We start from the raw sequence: 22232 nt of genomic DNA on the forward strand, positions 1-22232 counted from the left end.
ACACTTCGGGCAGGGGACAGGGGATGTTAACCCCCGAAGAGAAGGGCGCAAGCCGCGTTAAATGGTGCCGCCAAGAGAGATCCGGTAATGTAAATCGACGCGTTCGATGGTCGGCAGGTTTTTGATTTTCTTAAGCAATATCTCGGCCACCACTTTGCCCATTTCGAAGCGCGGGGTAATAACACTGGCCAGCAGTGGCGTGGTCGCCAGGCCGATATCCAGCCCGTGGAAGCCGGAAATCGCCATATCCTGCGGGACACGGATCCCGAGTTTTAGGCATTCCTGTAACACGCCTACCGCAATATCATCGTTGGTACATAAAATCGCGTTAGTCTGCGGATCCAGCTGGCGCGCCATCGCTAACATGCCTGCGCCAATCGACACTGAAGAGACTTTATTGGGTGTGATGTGCAGCGGCGTGAGTCCGCGTTCATCCATCGCACGGCGGTAACCCTGATAGCGTTTCTGGTCGCGCGCGTCAGACATCGACCCGAAATACACCACATGTTCTTTGCCGCTGGCGAGCAGGGTATTTGCCATATCGTAACCGGCCTGCTGATTGTCAAAACCGACGGCGATGCGGCCATGTGTATCATCCAGATCCATCACCTGTGCGACGGGAATTTCGGCGGCATTGAGGTATTTATCGGCTTTCAGCGTGTGGACGCAATCGGTGAGGATCAGCCCCGCCAGCTGATAACCCAGCAGGTTGATGATGTGTTCTTCTTCGCGCTCTTTACTGTAATCGTAATTAACGACCAGCGTCTGGTAGCCCTGCGCGGCGGTGACGGATTCAATACCGGCCAGCAAATCGGAAAAAATCTGGTTATTGAACGAGGGTACCAGGATGCCGATGCGCGGCGCTTTGGCAGGCCCGCGCGCTTCTTCCAGCGGATACCCGACTTCTTCCATGACTTTGGTGATGCGTTCGCGGGTTTCAGGGGACACTTTTTCCGGCGTGCGCAGAAAACGGCTGACCGTCATCTTGGTAACATCCGCCAGTTGGGCGATGTCCTGTAGTGTCACGCGCTGATTTCTCATGCTTTTTGTCCTGGTTTTCCTGACTGCTTTGCTCAATAACGTTACCTGAATATTGAAACAGAAAGCGCCGGAGATTGTTATCAAAATGATGATGATCACATCAGGGGTAACAGGGTTTTTTAACATCCTTCAAAGTGATCTGCATCACAGTTTGCCCGCGCCTAAAACGTTGTAGTGTGGCTAACTTCCTGGAACCGCTTCCCTCATAAGGCCAACGCTATGACAAATCTCTTCTCACTGGATAATAAAAAGATACTGGTTACCGGCTCCACGCGCGGTCTGGGTTTCCTGCTGGCGAAAGGGCTGGCGCAGCACGGTGCCGAAATTATCGTCAACGGCACACAGACTGAATCTACACAGAAAGCGGCGGAAGCATTGCGCGCCGAAGGATTTATCGCTCATGCCGTCTCGTTCGATGTCACCAACAGTCAGGCGGTAAATCAGGCGATTGACCATATCGAAAGCAAAATCGGACCGATTGACGTGCTGATTAATAACGCCGGGATCCAGCGCCGTCACAAGTTTACCGAGTTCCCGGAAAAAGACTGGGACGACGTGATCGCCGTGAACCAGAAATCAGTGTTCCTCGTTTCGCAGGCCGTGGCGCGGTATATGATCCAACGTGAGCGCGGCAAAATCATCAACATCGGTTCAATGCAAAGTGAGTTGGGCCGCGACACCATCACGCCTTACGCTGCGTCTAAAGGCGCGGTGAAAATGCTGACGCGCGGGATGTGCGTGGAGCTGGCGCGCTACAATATTCAGGTGAACGGCATTGCGCCGGGTTATTTCAAAACCGACATGACGCAGGCGCTGGTGGATAACAAAGAGTTCTCCGACTGGCTGTGCAAACGTACGCCGGCTGCGCGCTGGGGAAATCCGGAAGAGCTGGTCGGCGGTGCGGTGTATCTGTCTTCCAAAGCCTCGGACTTCGTCAATGGGCATCTTCTTTTCATTGATGGCGGCATGTTAGCGGCTGTTTAATAAGGAGTTACGATGAATAAGACTGCACTCATCACCGGCGGTGGCAGCGGCATCGGGTTAAGCGCCGCGAAGGCGCTGGCCGCCACCGGATTCACAGTGATCCTGGCCGGACGGAATATCGAAAAACTGGAGCAGGCCGTCGCACAGTTCGCCCAAGGGCAGGCGGTGGCGCGGCAGCTTGACGTTACCAGCCCGCAGTCCGTGGCGGCGCTGTTTACGGAAATTCAGCAAACTTTCGGCAGGCTGGATCTGTTGTTCAATAACGCCGGTAATAACGTGAAAGATGTGCCAATCGAAGAGCTTGCGGTAGAAGACTGGCTGTCAGTGATTAATACCAATCTGACAGGCACTTTTTTGTGTACTCAGGCGGCGGTAAAACTGATGAAACAACAGTCGCCGCAGGGAGGTCGCATTATCAATAATGGATCGATTTCGGCGCAGTCTCCGCGCCCGAATTCTGCCCCATACACCGCCAGCAAACATGCGATCACCGGCCTGACCAAATCCACGGCGCTTGATGGCCGCGCGTTTAATATCGCCTGCGGTCAAATCGACGTGGGAAATGCGGCGACTGACATGGGTAACAAGGCGCTGGCGGGCAGAATGCAGGCCGACGGGCAAATCGCTGAGGAGCCGGTGATCCCGGTGGAACGCGTCGGGGAAGCGGTGGCGTTTATGGGCGGATTACCGCTCGATACCAACGTTCTGACCATGACCGTAATGGCGAGCGCCATGCCACTGGTCGGACGGGGATAATGACTGGAAACGGGGATTGATGGTTTATATATCATTCCCGTTCAGTTATATATTTATTGGGTGAATGAAAGTTATTAAAACATATCTATTTTAAGTGGTTTTGTCTCAGTAATGACACGTCTCTGACCTAATTATTCCTCTTTTTGATTATGTTACTTTGAAAATCTAACAGAGAACGCGCTGTTAGACATGAAATAACTTAAGCCAACCGGAGGGTTAATATGTTCATTAAAAATAAACTACTGCCTTTTTTACTTTTAACTATCAGCAGTTCACTGTATTCATGTTGGAGTCTGGCCACTGAAGTGGTGAATGTACCCGATGATAAATTTCGTGCTTGCCTGAATGACCATCTTGGTAAACTCCCTGCTATGCCTCTGACAGATACCGAGCTCGCGGGTTTAACGGGGCAGATTAGCTGTGCGGAAATGGGTATTGCGGATATTACAGGTGCAGAAAATCTTATTAATGTCACTTATTTAAATGTTGAATATAATCAGTTAGCGTCTTTACAGCCTTTGGTGAACATGACGCAACTTACGCGCCTTGCCGCAGGAGGGAATCATATTACCACGGGCTCTCCTCTGAAAAATCTTACTCATCTTAACGATCTGGATCTGAATAATAATAGTTTAACCTACGGTGATTTCATTTCAGAAATGACTTCTTTAGAAAGCCTTAATCTGAGCAGTAATAATATCCGCACATGTCCCGGCATTGAAAATTTGGTAATCTTAAAAAATCTATATCTTCAGGGGTCGAGAATGATAGATATATCGAACTTTTCGGGTCTTACGCAGTTAGAGCAACTTGAGTTATCGGATAATGGCATTAGTGATTTATCTGCATTATCTGGAATGAAGTCTTTAACCTTTCTGGATGTAAATTCACAGGATGTACAGATAGATCCTGTGCCAAATACAGGTTCACTTACCCTTAATGATCCTGTGATAAATGTTGATGGTTCGCCAATTCCTGTCACCTCTGTCAGTAATGGAGGGATATATAATAATGGCCAGATTATCTGGTCTGCTATTCCTGAAAATACTGAAGAAGTGACGTTTGAGTTTAATCAATCAATAAGTATTGATGGCCTGGAAGTCCCCTTTAGTGGTCAGGTGACTCAGTATCTTGAATAAACGTAGAAAACTAAGAAAAACGGCCCAGACAGGGCCGTTTTGCATTGCATTTCACAGCGGCGGAAGATTACGCCGCTTTGTGTTTACGCCTTCTGCCGAGCCAGAAAATCAGCACCAACAGAATCACTACGCCCGCGACCATCGCCGGAGCCATGAACGGTTGCAGCTGTGCCAGCAGGGTGACCGGTCCCCCTGCACGTAAAACCGCGACATCCTGCGCATTGACCTCAATGGTCGGGTTGCCGTAATTCTTCAACACATAGTTGGAGATGTCAGCGATTTGCTGATCGTCGAGCTGGCCGACGTACGAACCCACACCAAATTTCGGCATCAGCACGTGATGGTCACCGACCTGACGATCTACGCCGTAAAGGATGGCGGAAATCAGGTTGGAGGCATTACCCATGCCGGTGGCGGTGTTGTTGAACAACGACGGATACGCCTGATTTTTGCTGCCTGAGCCGTCCGGCTGGTGGCAACTGGCGCAGTAGCCGCTAAACAACGCGGCACCGTTATCAATGGTGTGATTGGCGTTGTACGGATGCGCGCCGCGCAGACCGTCTTCCACATTGACCGGTTTACCAAAGGTATCCGCTGCCTGCGTATCACGCGGGTCACGTACCGGCGTGCTGTTTTTCAGGTAGAAGGCGATAGCATTGAGATCGGTATCAGACATGTATTGCAGACTGTTTTGCACGGCTTCTGCCATGCCACCGGCGGCCTGGTTTTTCCCGGCAGTTTTGCCGGTTTTCAGGTATTCCACCAGCTGCGGCTGCGACCAGTTACCGATGCCGCTCACCGGATCAGAACTGATGTTCGGTGCATACCACGGACCGACCATGCCGCCCGCCAGTGGTTTATCCGTCACGGAACCCATCATCAGGTTACGCGGAGTGTGGCAGGTATCACAGTGACCGGCACCGTTCACCAGATACGCACCACGGTTCCATTGCTCGCTTTTGGTCGGATCCGGTTTAAACGGCGTGCTGTCGAGATACATCATGTTCCAGCCGGCCATCGCAATACGCATGTTGAACGGAAACGGCAGGGCGGTTTCAGTATTTGGCTGCTCGACCGGCTTCACACCTTCTTTGAAATAGACATAGAGCGCATGCATGTCGGCATCGCTCATATGGCTGTAAGAGGTGTAAGGCATGGCTGGATAGAGGTTTGCGCCGTCCGGACGCACCCCTTCGCGCACCGCACGGACAAACTGCTCTTCGGTGTAGCTACCGATACCAAACTGTTTCGACGGCGTGATATTGGTGGTGTAAATCGTGCCCATCGGCGAGTGGATTTCATACCCACCGGCAAAGGCTTTACCGCCTTCCGGCGCGGTGTGACAGGCCTGACAGTCGGCCGCAGTCGCCACCTCTTGCCCTTGGCGGATAAGCTCCGCCTGATTATCCTGCGCGAGTGCGAATCCGCTCAGTGAGGCACTTAACAGGCAGGCAACAAGGATTTTCTTCATGCTGCACCCGCCAGTTTTTTCGCCATATCATCCGCTGCTTTCAGACCGAGCGCGGCCATGGTCAGCGTACTGTTCACCACGCTGGAGGACGGGATCGCCCCGCCGCCCGGCAGCCACAGGTTGGCATGGTCGTGCGCACGGCATTCGCCGTTGACCACGGAATCCTTTGGATCATTGCCCATGATGGTGCCGCCCATGATGTGGTTGTTGGCGTTCAGGCTGGTGGTGATGTTGAATTCTTCTGCCATAAACAGCGAGCCGATATGTTCCAGCTGCTTGTGCGCCGCTTCCGCACCTTTACGTACATAATCGCCGACGTCGTAATGAATATCCGGGCACGGCAGGCCGTGTGGATCTTTGCGCGTGGTGCTAAGCGTCAGGCGGTTGTTTGGATCCGGCAAAGGCTCCAGGCTGATGGATAAATCCACGCCGAAGATAGAACGGCGGCGGATTTCTTCATCCAGCTCTTTGCCCACCAGACCCATCTGCAACGCTTTGGACGTTGCCGGGATCACGCGGCTGATGTTGTTGAGGATCATCTTGTTGGCGGAATAATCCTTGCGGAAATCCCCGTCGCGCGGGCCGACCAGACAGCTGCTCTGCGCCGGGCCACGGCCAATCCACAGCGGCTCTTTAGCGATGAAAGTACAGTGAAAGCCGGAGTGATCCATCATGTTACGGCCAACGTGATCGGACGAGTTGGCGATACCGTTCGGGTTCTTTTCGTTAGCTGCCATCAGTAGCAGACGCGGGGTTTCGATGCCGTTACAGGCCAGTGCAAAGACTTTGCCGGTCGCCTTATGTGATTTCTTCTGATTATCCAGCCAGTGAACCGCCGTCACATTGTTGTTTTCGTCGGTATCAATCTTGTAAACCACGGCTTCGGCCAGTACCACGGCGCCTTTGTTTTCGGCACGTTCGACGTGGGCGATACCATTATACATCGCACCGATCGGGCAAATTGGCTGGCAGTTATTGTTACCACAACAGGTCGGGCGACCGTTCCACGGACGCGTGCTGCGGCCCTGCGGGATCGGCACCGAGCGGTAACCATGCGGGTTAACGATTTCGGCAAAGCGGGTATCGCCGTAACCATAAGGCACCTGTTCCATCGGGTAAGGTTTGCTGCGCTCCACGGGGGATTGCAACGCAGGATCGTTCGGACCTGCTACGCCGATTTCTTCTTCCGCACGACAGTAATAGGGTTCGAGTTCCTCGTAGGAAATCGGCCAGTCGCGACCCACGCCGTACAACGTCTTCATTTTGAAATCGTTAGGGACGTGACGCCAACAGGACGCCGCCCAGTGCCAGGTGGTGCCGCCGACGGTGCGCAGATAACCCTGTTTAAAGCTGCTCGCGCTCGGGCCTGTCAGATGCACATAGTTATTTTCAGGGAAGTACAACGGTGCGGGGGCGTTCTCTGACTGCGGATAAAGCCCCTGAAAATCAGAGCCGGCGCGGTTTTCAAACGGCATATTGCGCCAGTTTTCTACTGCCTGCGCGCGTTCGATACGCAAACCTGCTTCCAGCACCAATACAGAATATCCCTGGCTGACCAGTTGATCGGCAATCATGCCGCCCACGACGCCGGAACCGACAACGATCACATCAGCAGACGCATCGCCGTCTGCGGTAAATTCGGGTTTTTTCATCAGGCTTTGCTCACATCAGCAGATTCAGAAGTATTGGTGAAACGGTCAGCGTTCATTGATTCAGGCATCGCGGCGTCGGGTGGCGCGGCGGTGAAGTACAGCGGACCGTTGCCGCAGTAGGTCGGCACAATCAGGCCGTCGCTTACCGGGCGGTACATCAGGGCATCTTTATAAGAAATTAGAATGGAATCGGTACCATGACCGACAGTGCCGGTGTACCACGCGGTGACGATGCTGGTCACCAGTTCACCCAGGCCGTTTTGCTTCGCGGCTTCCTGCAAGGCTTTGGCGGATTGCCCCGGCCTGACCAGCGCGTGGAGTTTACTGACCTGTGCGGCGAAATCCGGCTGCGAGCGGTGGAATGCGTTAAAAATCTGGGCTGAAGAGCCTTCGCTGATATTTTTATGTTCGGTGATGGCCTGTGAGACCAGATAGAACTGCCCGAAGATCACCGGCGACTGCGTGGCGGTTTCTTTTTCGGCCTGACTCAGGAAGGGAAAGCCGAGCAGGGTGGTGGCGACCATCGCTGAGGTTAAACCTTTCAGCAGTTCGCGACGACTGAAACCGGTTCCATTCGCGGTCGCATTGTTTCCATTGATTGAAGGATCGTTTTCCATCTCATTTCTCGCTGGGTTGGGTGTGAGCCAAATGACTCAGGAATGCGTAATTCAACGACTCATTATGATATTTATCAGAAGGTTAAGGCGGGTGTCTTTCATCCTGACAGGTTATATCAGTAATAACGATGCGGATGATAAGCCAAAAATGAGGGTTTTGTGCAAACAAATTGTGCGGATTTATTAACATTAGATCCAGATTTTAACGTATGATGCGGCGCGATAAAAAGTGTAACCAACCGGTTCATTTCACTATGAAATTAGTGACGCGGTCAGGGGATATGGCGTCGGTTAAAAGGAGCACTTTCCTGATTTTTATGGGTTTTTGAGTGTGAAGGTTTTTTCACCCCCCTGTAATTTGTATATTAATTGTAAAGAAATAGAAGTTAAAAGGTAGCCGCTAATGATGAAAATGGTTGTGAAATAAGGCTGAAAAGGTTACAAAGAAGCCAAAATGAGATCTGGCTCTCAGAACCATCGGGAGCGGACTAAAAAGGGTTACAGATTACGGATGTATGACTGATTACGTTAATTTAATGTTAATTATTTGAGCGTAAATTGGGAAAAGCACATTCCGTCGTCTATAACTGGTATAGATGTAACGAATTTGTAGATGATTTGTTTGAATCATTGTCTGGGGAATCCCGTGAATAATATCCAACTTTCGGTAGTACATCGTTTGCCGCAAAGTTATCGCTGGATGTCAGGTTTTGCCGGTATCAAAGTTGAACCGATTCCGCTGCCTGGCAACGAAGAAGATAACAATCTGATTGGCCTGAAATTGTTGAGCCATGAGGGTGAGTTTGCCTGGCAGGTGATGCATCAGCTGACCAACGCGCTGGAAGATATCCAGGTGAAAGCGGCGATCGTCGAAATCGACGGCGAGCCTTGTCTGTTTGTGCGTCGCGAAGATGAAAGCGCCACGCTCTGCTGCCTGAAGAATATCGGGGCGGCCATTGCCGAATCGATCACCGCGCTTTATCCGTTCTGACAGCCTGACGATCACTGCGTCAGGCGTCTCGTTTCATTCATTCTGCGTATCAAATGCATCAGACGCGGCCAGTAATTCGCGGGTGTAAGCCTGTTGCGGCGCGGTGAAAATTTGCTCACAATCCCCTTGCTCAACGACTTCTCCGTTTTGTAACACCATCAGCTGGTGGCACAGCGCCCGCACGACGTGCAAATCATGACTGATAAACAAATAGGTCAGGCTGCGACGTTGCTGCAGTTCGCTCAGGATCGCCAGAATTTGCGCTTGCACCGATTTATCCAGCGACGACGTCGGCTCATCAAGGATCAGCATTTCCGGCTCTAAAATCAGGGCGCGGGCGATAGCGATGCGCTGACGCTGGCCGCCTGAAAACTCGGTCGGATAACGCTGCCGGGTTTGCGGATCCAACCCCACGTCCTGCATGGCGCGGATCACCGCCTGTTCGCGCTCTTTTTGCGTCACTTTCCGATGAACCAGCAGGCCTTCGGCGATGATTTGTTCGACGGTAAATCGCGGGTTCAGCGCCGAGAACGGATCCTGAAACACCACCTGAATCCGGCTGCGGAAGGGCAGCATTTGCTGGCGTGAAAAAGTGTGCAACGGCTGGCCGTCAAACCAGATTTCGCCTTGTGATTTCAGCAGGCGCAGCAACGCCAGCCCGGTAGTGCTTTTCCCCGAACCGGATTCCCCTACCACGCCGAGGCTTTCCCCGCGACGCAGCTGGAAACTCATCTGATTCACCGCGTGTTTGACGCTGACCGTGCGGCGCAGAAAGCCGCGTCTGACCGGAAACCCGACGTTCAGATTCTTCACTTCAAGCAATACCGGCGGTTCGCCCGTAAGCGGCTGCGGACGGCCCTGTGGCTCGGCCAGCAATAACTGGCGCGTATACGGGTGCTGCGGCTGGCTAAACAGCGTGGTGCGCGGTTGCTGCTCCACCAGACGCCCGTGCTGCATCACCGCGACATTATCTGCCAGACGGCGCACGATGCGCAGGTTGTGAGTGATAAACAGCATTGCCATGCCCATCTCCTGCTTCAGTTCGTCGAGCAAGGAGAGGATCTGCGCCTGCACTGAAACATCCAGCGCGGTGGTAGGCTCGTCGGCAATCAGCAGTTTGGGTTGGGTCAGGACGGCCATGGCGATCATCACGCGCTGGCGTTCTCCGCCGGAGAGCTGATGCGGAAAATCTTTCAGCCGCGCGGCAGCCTGGCGAATACCCACGCGATCGAGACAGCGGATAATCTCGCCGCGCGCCGCCTCACCGCGCAGACCGCGGTGTAACATCAGCACTTCGGCCAGCTGTTTTTCAAGAGTGTGCAGCGGGTTCAGTGAAACCATCGGCTCCTGAAATATCATCGAAATCTCGTTGCCGCGAATACCGCGCAGCGTGGTTTCATCGGCGTGCAGCAAGGATTTTCCGTTGAACAGAATATCGCCCTGCGGATAACTCACCGGCGGCGAGGGCAGCAGGCGCAGCACCGACAGCGCGGTGACACTTTTGCCTGAGCCGGATTCACCCACCAGCGCCAGTGTTTCCCCGGCGCGGATATCCAGCGTGACGTCGCTCACCACCTCGCGCAGCTGATTTCCCTGGCGGAAAGCCACGCTGAGATTTTTGATCTGTAAAAGAGGAGTATCTGTCATTTCAGCGCGCCTCATGGTGTTGAGCCGACGGATTAAAGGCGTCGCGAACCGCTTCACCAATGAAAATCAGCAGTGACAGCAGCGAGGCCAGCACCACAAAGGCGCTGATGCCCAGCCACGGCGCCTGCAAATTGTTTTTACCTTCCATCAGCAACGTGCCGAGCGAAGGCGAACCGAGTGGCAGTCCAAAGCCGAGGAAATCCAGCGAGGCAAGCGTGGTAATCGAGCCGCACAAAATAAACGGCAGATAGGTCAGCGTGGCGACCATCGCGTTCGGCAGCATATGTCGCAGCATAATGGCGCGATCGCTGACGCCCATTGCCTGCGCCGCGCGGATGTAATCAAAGTTTCGGGTACGCAGGAACTCCGCGCGCACCACGCCGACCAGAATCATCCAGCCGGAAAGTACGCTTATCAGCAACAACCACCAGAAATTGGGCTGCACGACGCTCGCCAGCATGATAATGAGAAACAGCGTAGGCATGCCTGACCACACTTCGATAAAGCGCTGTCCAATGAGATCAATTCGCCCGCCGTAATAGCCCTGCGCGGCACCGGCCGTCACACCAATCAGCGATGAGAATAACGTCAGCAAAATGCCGAAAAACAGCGAGATCCGCAGGCCGTAAAGGATTTGTGCCAGCACGTCGTGCCCGTTGCTGTCGGTGCCCAGCCAGTTTTGCGCGGAAGGTGGAGAGGGGAAGGGCTGCGTGGTGGCAAAGTTGATGGAGTTAAAGCTGCTGCGAATCGGTGCCCAAAGTACCCAACCGTGGTCTTCCAGCTGGTTGAGCACAAAGGGATCCTGATAATCGGCAGGCGTTTCCAGTTCGCCGCCAAAGGTGGTTTCGCTGTAGTTAACCATGAAAGGCACAAACCAGTGGCCCTGATAGCGTGCCAGAAGCGGCTTATCGTTGGCCAGTACGTTGGAGAGCAGCGCCAGAACGAAGATCACCAGGAAAATCCACAGCGACCAGAAACCGCGCCGGTTATGGCAAAAACGCGCCCAGCGCGCCTGATTCACAGTGCTTACTTTAAGTAAGGGCATCAGTGGCGTCCCTCGAAGTCGATACGCGGGTCAACCAGCGTGTAGGTGATATCGCTGATGATGTTGAGCAGCAGGCCAATCAGCGTGAAGACATATAACGTGCCAAACATCACCGGGAAATCGCGCTGCACAATGGCGTCGTAGCCCAGCAATCCCAGGCCCTGCAAGGAGAACATCACTTCAATCAGCAACGAACCGGTGAAAAACATGCTGATAAATGTGGCTGGAAAACCGGCGATCACCAACAGCATGGCGTTACGGAAAACGTGGCGGTACAGAATCTGTTTCTCGTTGAGGCCTTTGGCGCGCGCCGTCACCACGTACTGTTTGCCGACTTCATCCATAAACGAGTTTTTGGTCAGCATGGTGAGCGTCGCGAAGCCGCCAATCACCGTGGCCAGCACTGGCAGCGTGATATGCCAGAGATAATCGGTGACTTTACCGTACCACGGCAGGGTATCGAAATTGGGTGATGTGAGGCCGCGCAGCGGGAACCAGTCGAGGTAGCTGCCGCCGGTGAATAACACAATCAGCAAAATGGCGAACAGGAATGACGGCACGGCATAGCCGATAATGATGAAGGTGCTGCTCCACGTATCAAATTTGGTGCCGTTTCGCACCGCTTTGCGGATACCCAGTGGGATCGACACCAGATAGATGATAAGCGTGCTCCATAAGCCGATGCTGACCGACACCGGTAGCGCGCTTTTCACCAGCCCCATCACCGACGAGCCACGAAACAGACTGTCGCCAAAATCAAAGCGCACATAGCTCGACAGCATCTCGAAATAGCGGACGTGGAGCGGTTTATCGAAACCGAAGCGATGGGTTATTTCAGTAATGACTTCCGGATCCAGGCCGCGAGCGCCGCGGTACTGGCCTTCACCAAACTGTGCAACGCCCGGCGAGGCTTTGCCGTTACCAGAGTTACCGCCCGCGCCGGGCAGACCGCTGGAATGTCCCATCTCAATGGCCGCTATGGCCTGATCGACCGGGCCACCGGGTGCTATCTGCACGATAAAAAAGTTGATGGTGATGATAGCCCACAGGGTCGGGATCACCAGAAGCAGTCGTCGTAATAAATAGGCGGCCACGGCGTTCTCCTCAGCGGCGTTCCGCAGGTAAGCGGGCGGCCCGGTTCATGTCATACCACCAGGTATCCAGCTCCATCCCGTTAGACGGCGCAACGGCAGGCATCGAGAATTTATCCCAATAAGCATAACGCTCGTGGTTGGTGTACCACATCGGGATCATCACCATATTCCACGTCAGTACGCGATCAAGCGCATGGCCAAGGGAAAGCAGCGCATCAGGATTGCCCTGATTAGCGGCGATCTCTTCGGTCAGTTTGTCGATGGCCGGATCGCTGATACCCGATTTGTTGTAGGTCGAATCGAGATATTTGGTGTTCCAGTAAATCTGTAAATCGCTGCTCGGATAAGAATTGGCAGGATAAACAGCCGGGATCATGTCGTAATCGCGCTGGCGCATACGGCGTACGAACTGGGAACTGTCGACTTCGCGAATCGACATTTTAATGCCCAGACGTTGCAGATTATGCTGGAACGGCAGAACGTACTGCGAATTTCCACCACTGGGTAGCAGCAGTTCGAAGGTAAAAGGCTTGCCGGTTTTACCGTTCACCAGCACCTGATTTTTCACTTCCCAGCCTGCTTCTTTGAGTAGTTGCGTCGCTTTTAACAGATTAATCCGGTCGTTACCGCTGCCGTCGGAGCGCGGCGGCTGATACAGTTTGCTGAACACTTCAGCCGGTACTTTACCTTTCAGCGGCCCCAGCCACGCCAGTTCGGCTGAGTCAGGGTAGTCTTTCGCGGCGTACTGCGTGTTTTGGAAATAACTGTCAACGCGCTGATAGGCGCCGAAATAGAGTGCTTTGTTCATCCAGTCAAAATCGAAAGCCAGCGTTATGGCCTCGCGGACTTTGCGGTCGGCAAACTGCGGACGATGCAAATTGAACGCCAGCCAGCGGGTATCCTGTGCTGCCTGATTTTCCTCATCTGCCTTCACAATAAAGTTTTTGCTGAAATTACCGCCCTGATACTGCGTTGACCAGTTCTTCGGTGAGGTTTCCATGCGGAAATCAAACGCGCCGGACTTAAAGGCTTCAAGTGCCACATTGTCGTCGAGGTAATAGTCGTAGCGGATGGTATCGAAATTATACCGGCCACGGTTGACCGGCAAATTAGCTGCCCAGTAATCGGGCACGCGGGAATAGGTAATGTACTGGCCAAGTTTGTAATCGCTGATGCGATAAGGCCCGCTGCCTAACGGTGGGGTATTGAGCGGTTCGTTGAATTTGTGTTTTTCCCAAAACGCCTGCGGCAGGATCGGCAAACCGAGCAGCCCGAGCATCATGTCTTTGTCCGGCTTCGGCAGTTCGATGCGCACGGTGAGGCGCGAAATGGCTTTCACTTCGACGCCTTTGTACACCACGCGAAACTGCGATACGCCTTCGGTCATGAATTTTTTAAACGAAAAGGCAACGTCGCTGGCGGTGATCGGGGTGTTGTCGTTAAAACGGGCACGCGGATTGATATCCACTTCCACCCAGCGGTACTGGCTGTCGTAACGCGCAGAATCGGCGATCAGCGGATAATAACTGCCAATCTCATCGCTGGAGGTGGTGAAAAGGCTGTCGTAGAGCGATCCGCTACGCACGGCCGGATTGCCGCGGGAGGCGAAGCGGTTGAAGTTGTCATAGGTGCCGATGGCCGCGAGAGTCACCTGGCCGCCCTTAGGCGCGGCAGGATTGACGTAGTCAAAACTACTGAAGTTGGACACGTATTTCGGTTCGCCTAAAATCGCGAACGCATAGCTGTCCTGAATAACTTCAGCCTGAGCCCCGAGGCTCAGCAGGCACAATGCTGCGGCAATCACGCGAGAAAACATCCTGAATCTGCACTCCTGTGATGACAACAGCAAGTTGCGGCTTAGGCGCGGGCTGTCGTTCAGTGATGAATAAATTATGGCTAAGGCCTTGTAACGCGCCCGTTTTCGGCGACTTCCCTGATTTCGGCCTTTTTATCATATTCAGCTGCAGACGCCTAAAAGAAAAATAGCGCCGCAAAGGGCAGCAGTTGGCGGCTCAGATGTGATAGCACGCCTCTTTTTCGTTGAAGTCGCGAATGAAGTCCATCAGAACGGTGATGCCCAGCGGTTTGCTGTACAAAAAACCCTGGAGGTAGGTGACGCCGTGATTGCGCAGATAGTCGGCCTGCTGGTGCGTTTCCACGCCTTCGGCCACGGTTTTCAGCTTCAGCTCTTCGGTCAGCCTGAGAACGGTATCCAGTACGGGTGCGATCAGGGTTTTCTGGTCAATCGACATGACGAAACCCCGGTCGATTTTGAGATAATCGAGCGTGAATTTTTCCAGATAAATTAACGCGCTGTGGCCGGTGCCAAAATCATCAATGGCGATTTCAATTTTATGCCGACGCAGCCAGTTAAACTCGCGTATCGCCGCCTCGGTATCAATCATTCCCCGTTCGGTGATTTCGAAAACCACCTGAAACGCGTTTTCCGGCAGCGCTTCGACAAAGTTCAGGACATCATCATGAAAGCTGACTTTGTTCATGTGATGCGGGGAAATATTGATGCTCAGCTTGGCTTTATCGGAAAATGCGTGTTGCAGCTCATGCGCATCGGCAGCCACTAACGCCATCATATGTTGGGTCAGCTGGACTATCAGCCCCTGGGTTTCCGCATAGGCAATAAACAGGTCAGGAGGAATGCGACCTTCAATCGGATGCTGCCAGCGTAACAATGCCTCGACGCCGGTAATCTTCATGCTGCGTGATTCAATCACCGGCTGATATTCCACAAAAAATTCTTTGTTTTTCAGCCCGCGCAGGATCTCTTTTTCCACATTGTGGCGATTGAGGTAACTGTGATAAATCAGCGTGCAGACGAATATGCTCAGCAGCAGACCGCCCAGCAGCGTAAAACGAAGATTGTCGGCGGTGAGGGAAGGGGAGTAGAGGCGGATGGTAAAAGGATAGTCGCCTGCTTTGATCTCGGTGTAATTGCTGCGCGGCAACTCGTTGAGTGAGACTAATCCTTCTTCTGTCGATAACAGCGCCGCGTTGCCGACCAGCAGGGCAAATCCGCGATATCCCGTACCGGGCTGGGAAAATAGCATGTATGGCGATAACGTCAGTTCGAGCGTGGCGATCACGCCGTCGTCAGGGGAGCCAGGATTACGTTGCCAGACGATGATCACCGGGCGGTTCGGCACCGCGGCCGTCCCCATCTGCAAACTGACGGCCATCGGTTGGGTGAAATCTATTTCACGCAGCGTGGTATTGGCTGGAACGTTCTGATTACCTGAGGCTGACGAGCAGAACACCATGCCATCACGCACCAGCTGGAAGTCCCGTACACCGACGCTGAACGCTGCGTCCCGGTTAATTTCGCGGGCGACGGACGCGCAGGGTTCGGCGGTGAGCAAGCCCAGCCTGCGCATACTGTCGGTTAGCTGATGAAAATAGCGGGCGCTGAATTGCTCTGTTCTTTTAGCAATCTCATTTTGTTCGCGGATATTATTGGCTTTGATGACGCTGAGAGTGATGAGGGTAAATAAAATAAAAAATAAGACGGAGAAAAAAAGGCTTCTTTTTAAATAACGGCGTTTGGGCAATACGCTGTGCGTCAGCGCCGCTTTTAAACCCATGGGAGTTAACCTTTATCTGACTGATGAAATCAAAGTATAACTCAGCCAAAAAAACATCAGTCTTTTATTACGGGCAGTGATAAAGGGAAAATCGGAGCATAAAAAAACGCCATCCGAAGATGACGTTTTTTTATTCGCTTGGCATAGAACAACAAGAGCTAAATCATGGGGTAACGGTTAACCGTTAGCCAATACGCGTCTTGCTTCACGATAACGTGCATTCCAGTAAGTTTCTTTCAGATTTGAAATCATCACACCATTGCTGGTGGAGGCATGAACAAACTGATCGTTACCTAAATAAATGCCGACGTGACGGCCTGTTGAGCCGGCGCGGAACAGAACCAGATCACCCGGACGCAGTTTCGTGCGCTGGATTTTCTTGCCCTTTTCTTCCTGTTCATACGTTGAACGAGGCAAATCCATACCAAATTGTTCGCGGAATGTTACCTGAACGAAGGCTGAGCAATCGATACCACGCTTGCTGTCACCACCTAAACGATAACGAACGCCTTTCCAGTCAGCATACTGATCCATAATTTTGGATTTTACGTTGACGCTGCGAACCATTGCTTCGAATTCATCCTGAGAGGCTTGCAGTAGAAGACCGTCTTTGTCATTTACTGCACGCATATCAGTTTGCGCGTTTTCTGTGTTCGAAGAATGTGTACCACTACACGCAGTGAGAATAATTGCTGCGCCAATCGCGGGAATTATCCGCGTGATATATCTCAGAAACGGTTGAGACTTGACCATTATTGTTGTTATCCCTTGCTGTCCTTAACGATGAAATCGTTACTAAAATTGCCAAACGAAGCGAGACTACCCGCCGCGCACAGTTGGGACAAACACCTGAATGATAAAATGTGCGTCAGAGCACGTTTTTATCGTCAAACCGGGTGTTTTTGCCACATTTCTATGCAGGCGAATTGGAGATTACCGTAATGAATAGGGGATTGCGAGAGGTATTATGAGATTTTTTATAAGAAATTGTGATGTAAGCTTATGTAAGTAAAGATGTAAAAAAAGATGGTTTATTTTTATGCTAATTTGGATTAAAACCGCATCGCAGGCGGGTTTCTGATTAACATTTAAGCTAAGTATATCTGGGATTTGTCTTAAAAAAAGACCCGCCAGACAGCAAAACGTCGACGGGTCATAATAAAATGATATGTATCAGTAGATCACGCTTTCTGAATGGGATTTTTATTACCGGGTAAATTTCTTTCCAGCCAGTTAATCAGCATGTCGCTGGCGGGTGTCATCAGCCACCAGCTGGCGCCGACCAGCACAACGGACATTGAACCGACCGCGATATCCGTGAACCAGTGCGCACCAATCATCACGCGTGGCAACGAGAAGATAATCGTAATAAGCACCGCAACGGCAAACGCGCCTTTGCTTAAATAGCGCAGCATAAAGCACGAGAAAATAATCAGCATCATGCCGTGGTCGCCTGGGAAACTGTCCGAAGACGCATCTTTGGTCGGAATGCCGGTCAGTTTACTCACGCGGTTAACATCCGGGAAACTCAGCGACGGGCTTTTATGACTGACGGGCAGTAAATGGCCGAGTTGGTTAAGCACCACTGCGGTCAGCAGCATGACAAAGCCAATAATGACCAGACGACGGCGCCCCAGCGAATCTTGTTTGAGGAAGAAACACAAATACAGCGCACCCATCGCCAGCAGTGAAATGCTGTCAAAAGCCCGGTTATTGGTCACGGCCACCAGATGCAGGAACCAGTGGTCCGTTGCCAGATGCTGATTGAAGAAGAAGAAAATCGACTTATCAATCGGGAACCAGAAACCGTGATTCGCTGGCAGGTAATAGGATAAAAACAGGGCAACGCCTAATACATTGAGTACCAGGATTGCGGGTATATTTCGGCGCCACATAAATGAAAACCTATACTTAGCAGGGTAATGAATAAATTAGTCAGCGTTAACTTAATCCTTACAACTTAAACGAACCTTCAACAAGAGTGATTGGAGTTCATTCCATTGCGCAACATCTCGTGTAATCAGCTCGATTCTGCTGTCCAAGGGTGCCACCGGTTTTGTCTCAATATGCAGATCGTTTGCCTGGCGGTTAATCAACAGCGTCCCTTCCTTTATGCGCAAAATGCCTTTCACCCGGTCAACCGGTGCCATACGCGCCCAGTCGAGAATGCCTGCGGTATCAAACTGCGTGTCACCATCAAAAATCCAGCCACAGCTGGTATAGCCGTCACCCTGATTCACTGCGCGACGCCAGCGCTGCGTTCCCGGCAGGCTCAGTGCTGCCAGTCCGCGTTTTTCCGCGTGTGCATGATGATGTTTGCCATCCGGCAGTTGTGCCTGATTAAGGCGCGGCAAATCGAGCAGGGCAGGGTCGACAGCACCCTGTGACGCAATCAGCAACTGACGTCCGCCGCCGTTCAGCCGATACCACGTCTCCAGCGCCTGCTGATCCTGCGGCTGTGCCACGTCGGCTTTATTGGCGACGATCACATCCGCACAAGCCAGCTGGTCGCGGAAGTTTTCATTGTCGATAACGCGTTGATCGCTGAGCTGGCGTGGATCCAGTAAACACAGCGTGGCATTGAGCGTTATCCAGTTGTGGTAAACCTCTGACGTCAACAGGGACAGAATTTGCTTCGGATGACCGAGCCCGGTTGGCTCGATCAGCAAGCGATCGGGTTTTGCCTGCTGCAACAGCATGTTCAATCCCACCTGCATCGGCAAACCATTTACACAGCACATGCATCCGCCGGGTATTTCTTTGAGGACAGCACCGCTGTCGGCCAGCAAGGCGCCATCAATACCGATTTCGCCGAATTCATTGACCAAAATTGCCCATTTCTCACCTTCAGGCTTCTGAGCCAGCAAATGGCGCAGCGTGGTGGTTTTCCCGCTGCCGAGAAAGCCGGTGATCAGGTTAGTTTTGGTCATGACTGCCTATCCTTATTTGAAAAATTCACCCGACAATGTGCAACGGGCATTAAAGAAAATCCAGCGCTGTGCCGATGTTTGTTCCTGAGGGCTTGAATCTGACGTGCATTATCCCCAATTTTTTTCGCCCGCGCAGTGCGAATTCGGTTAGGTGTATTAATGTTAAATTGACGTTGGCTAAATATTAAAAAATCTATTTTCATATGAGGGTGTAACCATGAACAGAATCATGTGGGTGCTGTTTTTGGGATTGTTAGCCTCAGGGATGACCCAGTTTGCGACGGCCGGCAGCACCGGGACGATCCACTTCTACGGTGCGATTGTTGACGGCGGATGTACCTTTGATACCGGCAGTAAGCAGGTTATCAGCAATTGCGAACGGGGGAGTAAGAGCGTCAAACAGGTTCACGCTGTCGACCCACAAAACCCGCAAGCATTTAATTTGCCGCTATCGCTTGGAACTGTCACCACACAGTCTGTTAACAACGATCCGCATCTGGCGGTGATGACAGTCACGTATAACTAAATTGATAAATATTTCTTAATATTTTGTTGGGGAGTTTTGCCGCCAGTGACGCCTTTTGCGTTTCTGGCCGGACAACCTGAAAACTGGCTGGCCCAATTTTGATCGGGCCGTCAGTTTTCAGCTCTCCTTCTTTTACGATTATCCCCGCATGTTATAATTTCCCCTGTTAATGCAGGCATCGTGTCAGCGAGTCACTCGCTTACAGATGTCAGACCAATTGAACGGCAGAGGCAACCTTAATGCGACTTTATCAGGAGATTGGCGGGCACTTACGTCGTGATATTCATGGCGGAAAATATGCCCCCGGTGACCGTTTGCCGCCGGAACGCGATATCGCTGAATCTTTCTCCGTAAGCCGCAGCGTAGTGCGTGAAGCACTGATCATGCTGGAACTGGAAAAAGTGGTGGATGTGCGCAAAGGCTCCGGCGTGTATGTGCTGCCGCCGCCTGAAAATAGCCAGCCAGAAGGCGCCGACAGCGGTTACGGCCCGTTTGAACTGCTTCAGGCGCGGCAGCTGCTGGAGAGCGAAGTTGCCGCCTTTGCTGCGATGCAAGCCACCAAAACCGATATTCTGCAAATGCGTGACGCCATTGACGCGCAGCGCGATTGTATTGAGCGCGGCGTTTCTGATGACGCGGAGGATCAGCGTTTCCACGGTTTGCTGGCGCAGGCGTCGCAGAACAGCGTACTGGTCAAACTGGTGGATGATTTGTGGGTGATCCGTCAGCGCAGCCCGATGTGGCAGGGGATCCATCAGCACGTCGGCGATAAAAATCACAGCCAGATCTGGTTGCAGGATCATCAGACCATTTTGCAGGCGGTGCTGCGCCGTGATCCGAAAGCAGCCAAGCAGGCGATGTGGCAGCATCTGGAGAACGTCAAAGATATGTTATTGCAGGTGTCGGACGCGGATGATCCCTCATTTGATGGATTCTTATTTTCCTCAGTGCCTTCTGAACTCAATGACTAGATGAATCAGTGCCAACAAAAACGGCTGCCGCAGCAGCCGTTGCTTTTCATCTCATCAGGCCAAATGTTAACCGACGTACTTCGCCACCGCTTTCTTCGCGCCGACGCGTTGCAAATCTGAATATGCCGCCAGAATTGCCTGCACTACTTTCTCTTCGTGCGGCAGTTGCTCACCAAATACGGCATTGAGCGCCAGCAGGGCTTTTACGCGTTCTTCGCCGTCTGCGGTAGATGCCACGATTTGAGCGAGCTGCTCAGCCATCGGATCTTTGATTTCAATTGGCTGACCGGCATCATCTTTGCCACCGATATAGCGCATCCAGCCCGCGACACCCAGCGCCAGCAGCTCATAAGAACCGCCGTTTTTCACATGCCAGCGGATAGAATCCAGCATACGTTGCGGAAGCTTCTGCGTGCCGTCCATGGCGATTTGCCAGGTGCGGTGTTTCAGTGCCGGGTTGCTGTAGCGTGCGATAAGACTGTCGGCGTAGGCGTTCAGATCTACGCCTTCCACGCTCAGCGTCGGCGCTTGTTCTTTCAGCATCAGACGATGGGCGGCGGTTTTGTAATGCTCATCTTCCATGCAATCGTTGATGTGCTGATATCCCGCCAGATAGCCCAGATAGGCCAGGAAAGAATGGCTGCCGTTGAGCATGCGCAGTTTCATCTGCTCGAAAGGCAAAACGTCAGAAACCATCTGCGCACCGGCCTTTTCCCAGTCCGGACGACCGGCGACAAAGTGGTCTTCCACCACCCACTGGATGAACGGTTCGCAGGCGATACCGCAAGGGTCAGCCACGCCACCCAGCGCCTGGGTGATTTCTTCCAGCGTATTTTCGGTCGCTGCCGGAACGATGCGATCCACCATGGTGCTCGGGAAGGAGACGTTTTCGGTGATCCACTGAGTCAGTTCTGCGGAACGCGCTTTTGCCATCCCCAGAACGGCGTTTTTGACCACCCGACCGTTTTCTGGAATGTTGTCACAGCAAAGCACGGTAAAGCCCGGCAGGCCGCGCTCATGGCGCAGGCGTAGCGCTTCAACCAGCACGCCTGGTGCGGTGCAAGGCGCTTGTCCGCCTGCCAGATCCTGCTGAATTTTCGGATTTTGCAGATCCAGTTCACCGCTGCCTGGCTCGATGCAATATCCTTTTTCAGTGATGGTCAGCGAGACAATGGCCACCTGCGCTTCGGTCAGTTTTTCGAGAACCGCATCCAGCCCGTCAATCAAGCCGTGCACCGAATCATGGGCCGAGCCGACAATAATCGCCTGATTACCCTCTGCGCCTTTTTCCAGCACGGTGAAAAGGTGGTTTTGCTCGCGTAACGTTTTGATCAACGTCTCGTTACCGAAGAGGCTGATTTCACAGATGCCCCAGTCGCCGCCCTGTAAATTCAACACCCGGTTGGTCAGCAGCGCCTGATGCGCGCGGTGAAAGGCACCAAATCCAAGGTGAACAATCCGGCTTTTCAATGCATCGCGATCGTAAGCAGGCAATGACACGGCTGCGGGCAGGGACGCTGTGGCAATAGTTTTCATGCAATACTCCAGGCAAGTCAGAAAATAAATAATTGGTCAGGCCAAATAGGGGCTGTTTACCCGTCAGTTCAATTTCATGCTGGATAAAGCGACGATTTAAGCCGAAATCAGGGCTTTGAGTGTAAAGTCATATGATAGAAAGGGGAATTGGTAAGTCCGGAAGGCCTCTCGTTTTGTGAAGTAGATCGAGAGTCTGGCGCATTTCTGGCAAAGTGAAGGTAATAAAAAAGGAACGC

Annotated in this window: 19 protein-coding genes; 6 read left to right on the forward strand and 13 right to left on the reverse strand. The window is 52.6% G+C overall.

The annotated features are described in order from the left end of the window. Positions 1-57: 57 nt before the first annotated feature. A complete protein-coding gene (locus tag I2123_RS08965) occupies positions 58-1041 on the reverse strand; it encodes a LacI family DNA-binding transcriptional regulator (RefSeq protein ID WP_112167122.1) in 984 nt (327 codons plus the stop codon). Between the two features lie 219 nt (positions 1042-1260). On the opposite strand from I2123_RS08965, the gene idnO reads away from it, so the two are divergent. The 3 genes from idnO to I2123_RS08980 all read left to right on the forward strand — a co-directional run bounded on the left by idnO (position 1261) and on the right by I2123_RS08980 (position 3920). After that, the gene (idnO, locus tag I2123_RS08970; RefSeq protein ID WP_112167124.1) at positions 1261-2025 is read left to right on the forward strand and encodes a gluconate 5-dehydrogenase; all 765 of its coding nucleotides are present in this window, start codon (positions 1261-1263) and stop codon (positions 2023-2025) included. Between the two features lie 12 nt (positions 2026-2037). Continuing rightward, positions 2038-2781 (forward strand): SDR family oxidoreductase, encoded by a 744-nt coding sequence (locus I2123_RS08975; RefSeq protein WP_213052243.1) that lies wholly within the window; start codon positions 2038-2040, stop codon positions 2779-2781. Between the two features lie 221 nt (positions 2782-3002). Then, positions 3003-3920, forward strand: a complete 918-nt coding sequence (locus tag I2123_RS08980) for a leucine-rich repeat domain-containing protein (RefSeq protein ID WP_213052244.1) — start codon at positions 3003-3005, stop codon at positions 3918-3920. A gap of 67 nt (positions 3921-3987) precedes the next feature. Here I2123_RS08980 and I2123_RS08985 read toward each other — a convergent pair whose 3' ends face one another. The 3 genes from I2123_RS08985 to I2123_RS08995 are packed head-to-tail and all read right to left on the reverse strand — an operon-like array spanning position 3988 to position 7660. Then, positions 3988-5391, reverse strand: a complete 1404-nt coding sequence (locus tag I2123_RS08985; RefSeq protein WP_213052245.1) for a cytochrome c — start codon at positions 5389-5391, stop codon at positions 3988-3990. Beyond that, positions 5388-7043: a GMC family oxidoreductase gene (locus I2123_RS08990; RefSeq protein ID WP_112167132.1), complete on the reverse strand. Its 1656-nt coding sequence runs from the start codon at positions 7041-7043 to the stop codon at positions 5388-5390. The genes I2123_RS08985 and I2123_RS08990 overlap by 4 nt, the downstream gene beginning before the upstream one ends. Then, entirely contained in the window at positions 7043-7660 is a 618-nt protein-coding gene (locus I2123_RS08995; protein WP_112167134.1) for a sorbitol dehydrogenase family protein, read from the reverse strand. Before I2123_RS08995 ends, I2123_RS08990 begins: the two co-directional genes overlap by 1 nt. Positions 7661-8306: 646 nt before the next feature. On the opposite strand from I2123_RS08995, the gene I2123_RS09000 reads away from it, so the two are divergent. Further along, positions 8307-8651, forward strand: coding sequence for a YejG family protein (locus I2123_RS09000; RefSeq protein ID WP_112167136.1), 345 nt, complete (start codon positions 8307-8309; stop codon positions 8649-8651). Positions 8652-8684: 33 nt separating this feature from the next. Here I2123_RS09000 and yejF read toward each other — a convergent pair whose 3' ends face one another. From yejF to I2123_RS09040, 8 genes are all read right to left on the reverse strand, one after another. Beyond that, entirely contained in the window at positions 8685-10298 is a 1614-nt protein-coding gene (yejF, locus tag I2123_RS09005; RefSeq protein WP_213052246.1) for a microcin C ABC transporter ATP-binding protein YejF, read from the reverse strand. A gap of 1 nt (position 10299) precedes the next feature. Next, positions 10300-11343, reverse strand: a complete 1044-nt coding sequence (locus I2123_RS09010) for an ABC transporter permease (protein ID WP_213052247.1) — start codon at positions 11341-11343, stop codon at positions 10300-10302. Beyond that, complete coding sequence (locus tag I2123_RS09015; RefSeq protein ID WP_213052248.1) at positions 11343-12437, reverse strand: microcin C ABC transporter permease YejB; 1095 nt, start codon at positions 12435-12437, stop codon at positions 11343-11345. The genes I2123_RS09010 and I2123_RS09015 overlap by 1 nt, the downstream gene beginning before the upstream one ends. Positions 12438-12447: 10 nt before the next feature. After that, complete coding sequence (locus I2123_RS09020; RefSeq protein WP_213052249.1) at positions 12448-14253, reverse strand: extracellular solute-binding protein; 1806 nt, start codon at positions 14251-14253, stop codon at positions 12448-12450. 196 nt (positions 14254-14449) lie between these two features. After that, positions 14450-16033: a cyclic di-GMP phosphodiesterase gene (locus I2123_RS09025; protein WP_213052250.1), complete on the reverse strand. Its 1584-nt coding sequence runs from the start codon at positions 16031-16033 to the stop codon at positions 14450-14452. Positions 16034-16210: 177 nt separating this feature from the next. Next, the gene (mepS, locus tag I2123_RS09030; protein WP_112167147.1) at positions 16211-16786 is read right to left on the reverse strand and encodes a bifunctional murein DD-endopeptidase/murein LD-carboxypeptidase; all 576 of its coding nucleotides are present in this window, start codon (positions 16784-16786) and stop codon (positions 16211-16213) included. 428 nt (positions 16787-17214) lie between these two features. Further along, the gene (locus I2123_RS09035) at positions 17215-17928 is read right to left on the reverse strand and encodes a phosphatase PAP2 family protein (protein WP_213052251.1); all 714 of its coding nucleotides are present in this window, start codon (positions 17926-17928) and stop codon (positions 17215-17217) included. A gap of 51 nt (positions 17929-17979) precedes the next feature. After that, positions 17980-18963 (reverse strand): CobW family GTP-binding protein, encoded by a 984-nt coding sequence (locus I2123_RS09040; protein ID WP_213052252.1) that lies wholly within the window; start codon positions 18961-18963, stop codon positions 17980-17982. 217 nt (positions 18964-19180) lie between these two features. On the opposite strand from I2123_RS09040, the gene I2123_RS09045 reads away from it, so the two are divergent. Next, complete coding sequence (locus tag I2123_RS09045; protein WP_213052253.1) at positions 19181-19489, forward strand: fimbrial protein; 309 nt, start codon at positions 19181-19183, stop codon at positions 19487-19489. Between the two features lie 239 nt (positions 19490-19728). After that, positions 19729-20460, forward strand: a complete 732-nt coding sequence (locus I2123_RS09050; RefSeq protein WP_213052254.1) for an FCD domain-containing protein — start codon at positions 19729-19731, stop codon at positions 20458-20460. 66 nt (positions 20461-20526) lie between these two features. Here I2123_RS09050 and I2123_RS09055 read toward each other — a convergent pair whose 3' ends face one another. Continuing rightward, positions 20527-21996, reverse strand: a complete 1470-nt coding sequence (locus I2123_RS09055; protein ID WP_213052255.1) for a mannitol dehydrogenase family protein — start codon at positions 21994-21996, stop codon at positions 20527-20529. Positions 21997-22232: the final 236 nt, after the last annotated feature.

Source organism: Rahnella inusitata, assembly GCF_018288855.1.
Classification (GTDB): Bacteria; Pseudomonadota; Gammaproteobacteria; order Enterobacterales; family Enterobacteriaceae; genus Rahnella; species Rahnella inusitata.

Coding starts and splice junctions, on each gene's coding strand:
- I2123_RS09040 (WP_213052252.1), bottom strand. CDS start 18,963: ATGACCAAAACTAACCTGATCACCGGCTTTCTCGGCAGCGGGAAAACC.
- I2123_RS09035 (WP_213052251.1), bottom strand. CDS start 17,928: ATGTGGCGCCGAAATATACCCGCAATCCTGGTACTCAATGTATTAGGC.
- idnO (WP_112167124.1), top strand. CDS start 1,261: ATGACAAATCTCTTCTCACTGGATAATAAAAAGATACTGGTTACCGGC.
- I2123_RS08980 (WP_213052244.1), top strand. CDS start 3,003: ATGTTCATTAAAAATAAACTACTGCCTTTTTTACTTTTAACTATCAGC.
- I2123_RS09020 (WP_213052249.1), bottom strand. CDS start 14,253: ATGTTTTCTCGCGTGATTGCCGCAGCATTGTGCCTGCTGAGCCTCGGG.
- I2123_RS08995 (WP_112167134.1), bottom strand. CDS start 7,660: ATGGAAAACGATCCTTCAATCAATGGAAACAATGCGACCGCGAATGGA.
- I2123_RS08990 (WP_112167132.1), bottom strand. CDS start 7,043: ATGAAAAAACCCGAATTTACCGCAGACGGCGATGCGTCTGCTGATGTG.
- mepS (WP_112167147.1), bottom strand. CDS start 16,786: ATGGTCAAGTCTCAACCGTTTCTGAGATATATCACGCGGATAATTCCC.
- I2123_RS08965 (WP_112167122.1), bottom strand. CDS start 1,041: ATGAGAAATCAGCGCGTGACACTACAGGACATCGCCCAACTGGCGGAT.
- I2123_RS09055 (WP_213052255.1), bottom strand. CDS start 21,996: ATGAAAACTATTGCCACAGCGTCCCTGCCCGCAGCCGTGTCATTGCCT.
- I2123_RS08975 (WP_213052243.1), top strand. CDS start 2,038: ATGAATAAGACTGCACTCATCACCGGCGGTGGCAGCGGCATCGGGTTA.
- I2123_RS08985 (WP_213052245.1), bottom strand. CDS start 5,391: ATGAAGAAAATCCTTGTTGCCTGCCTGTTAAGTGCCTCACTGAGCGGA.
- I2123_RS09010 (WP_213052247.1), bottom strand. CDS start 11,343: ATGCCCTTACTTAAAGTAAGCACTGTGAATCAGGCGCGCTGGGCGCGT.
- I2123_RS09025 (WP_213052250.1), bottom strand. CDS start 16,033: ATGGGTTTAAAAGCGGCGCTGACGCACAGCGTATTGCCCAAACGCCGT.
- yejF (WP_213052246.1), bottom strand. CDS start 10,298: ATGACAGATACTCCTCTTTTACAGATCAAAAATCTCAGCGTGGCTTTC.
- I2123_RS09045 (WP_213052253.1), top strand. CDS start 19,181: ATGAACAGAATCATGTGGGTGCTGTTTTTGGGATTGTTAGCCTCAGGG.
- I2123_RS09050 (WP_213052254.1), top strand. CDS start 19,729: ATGCGACTTTATCAGGAGATTGGCGGGCACTTACGTCGTGATATTCAT.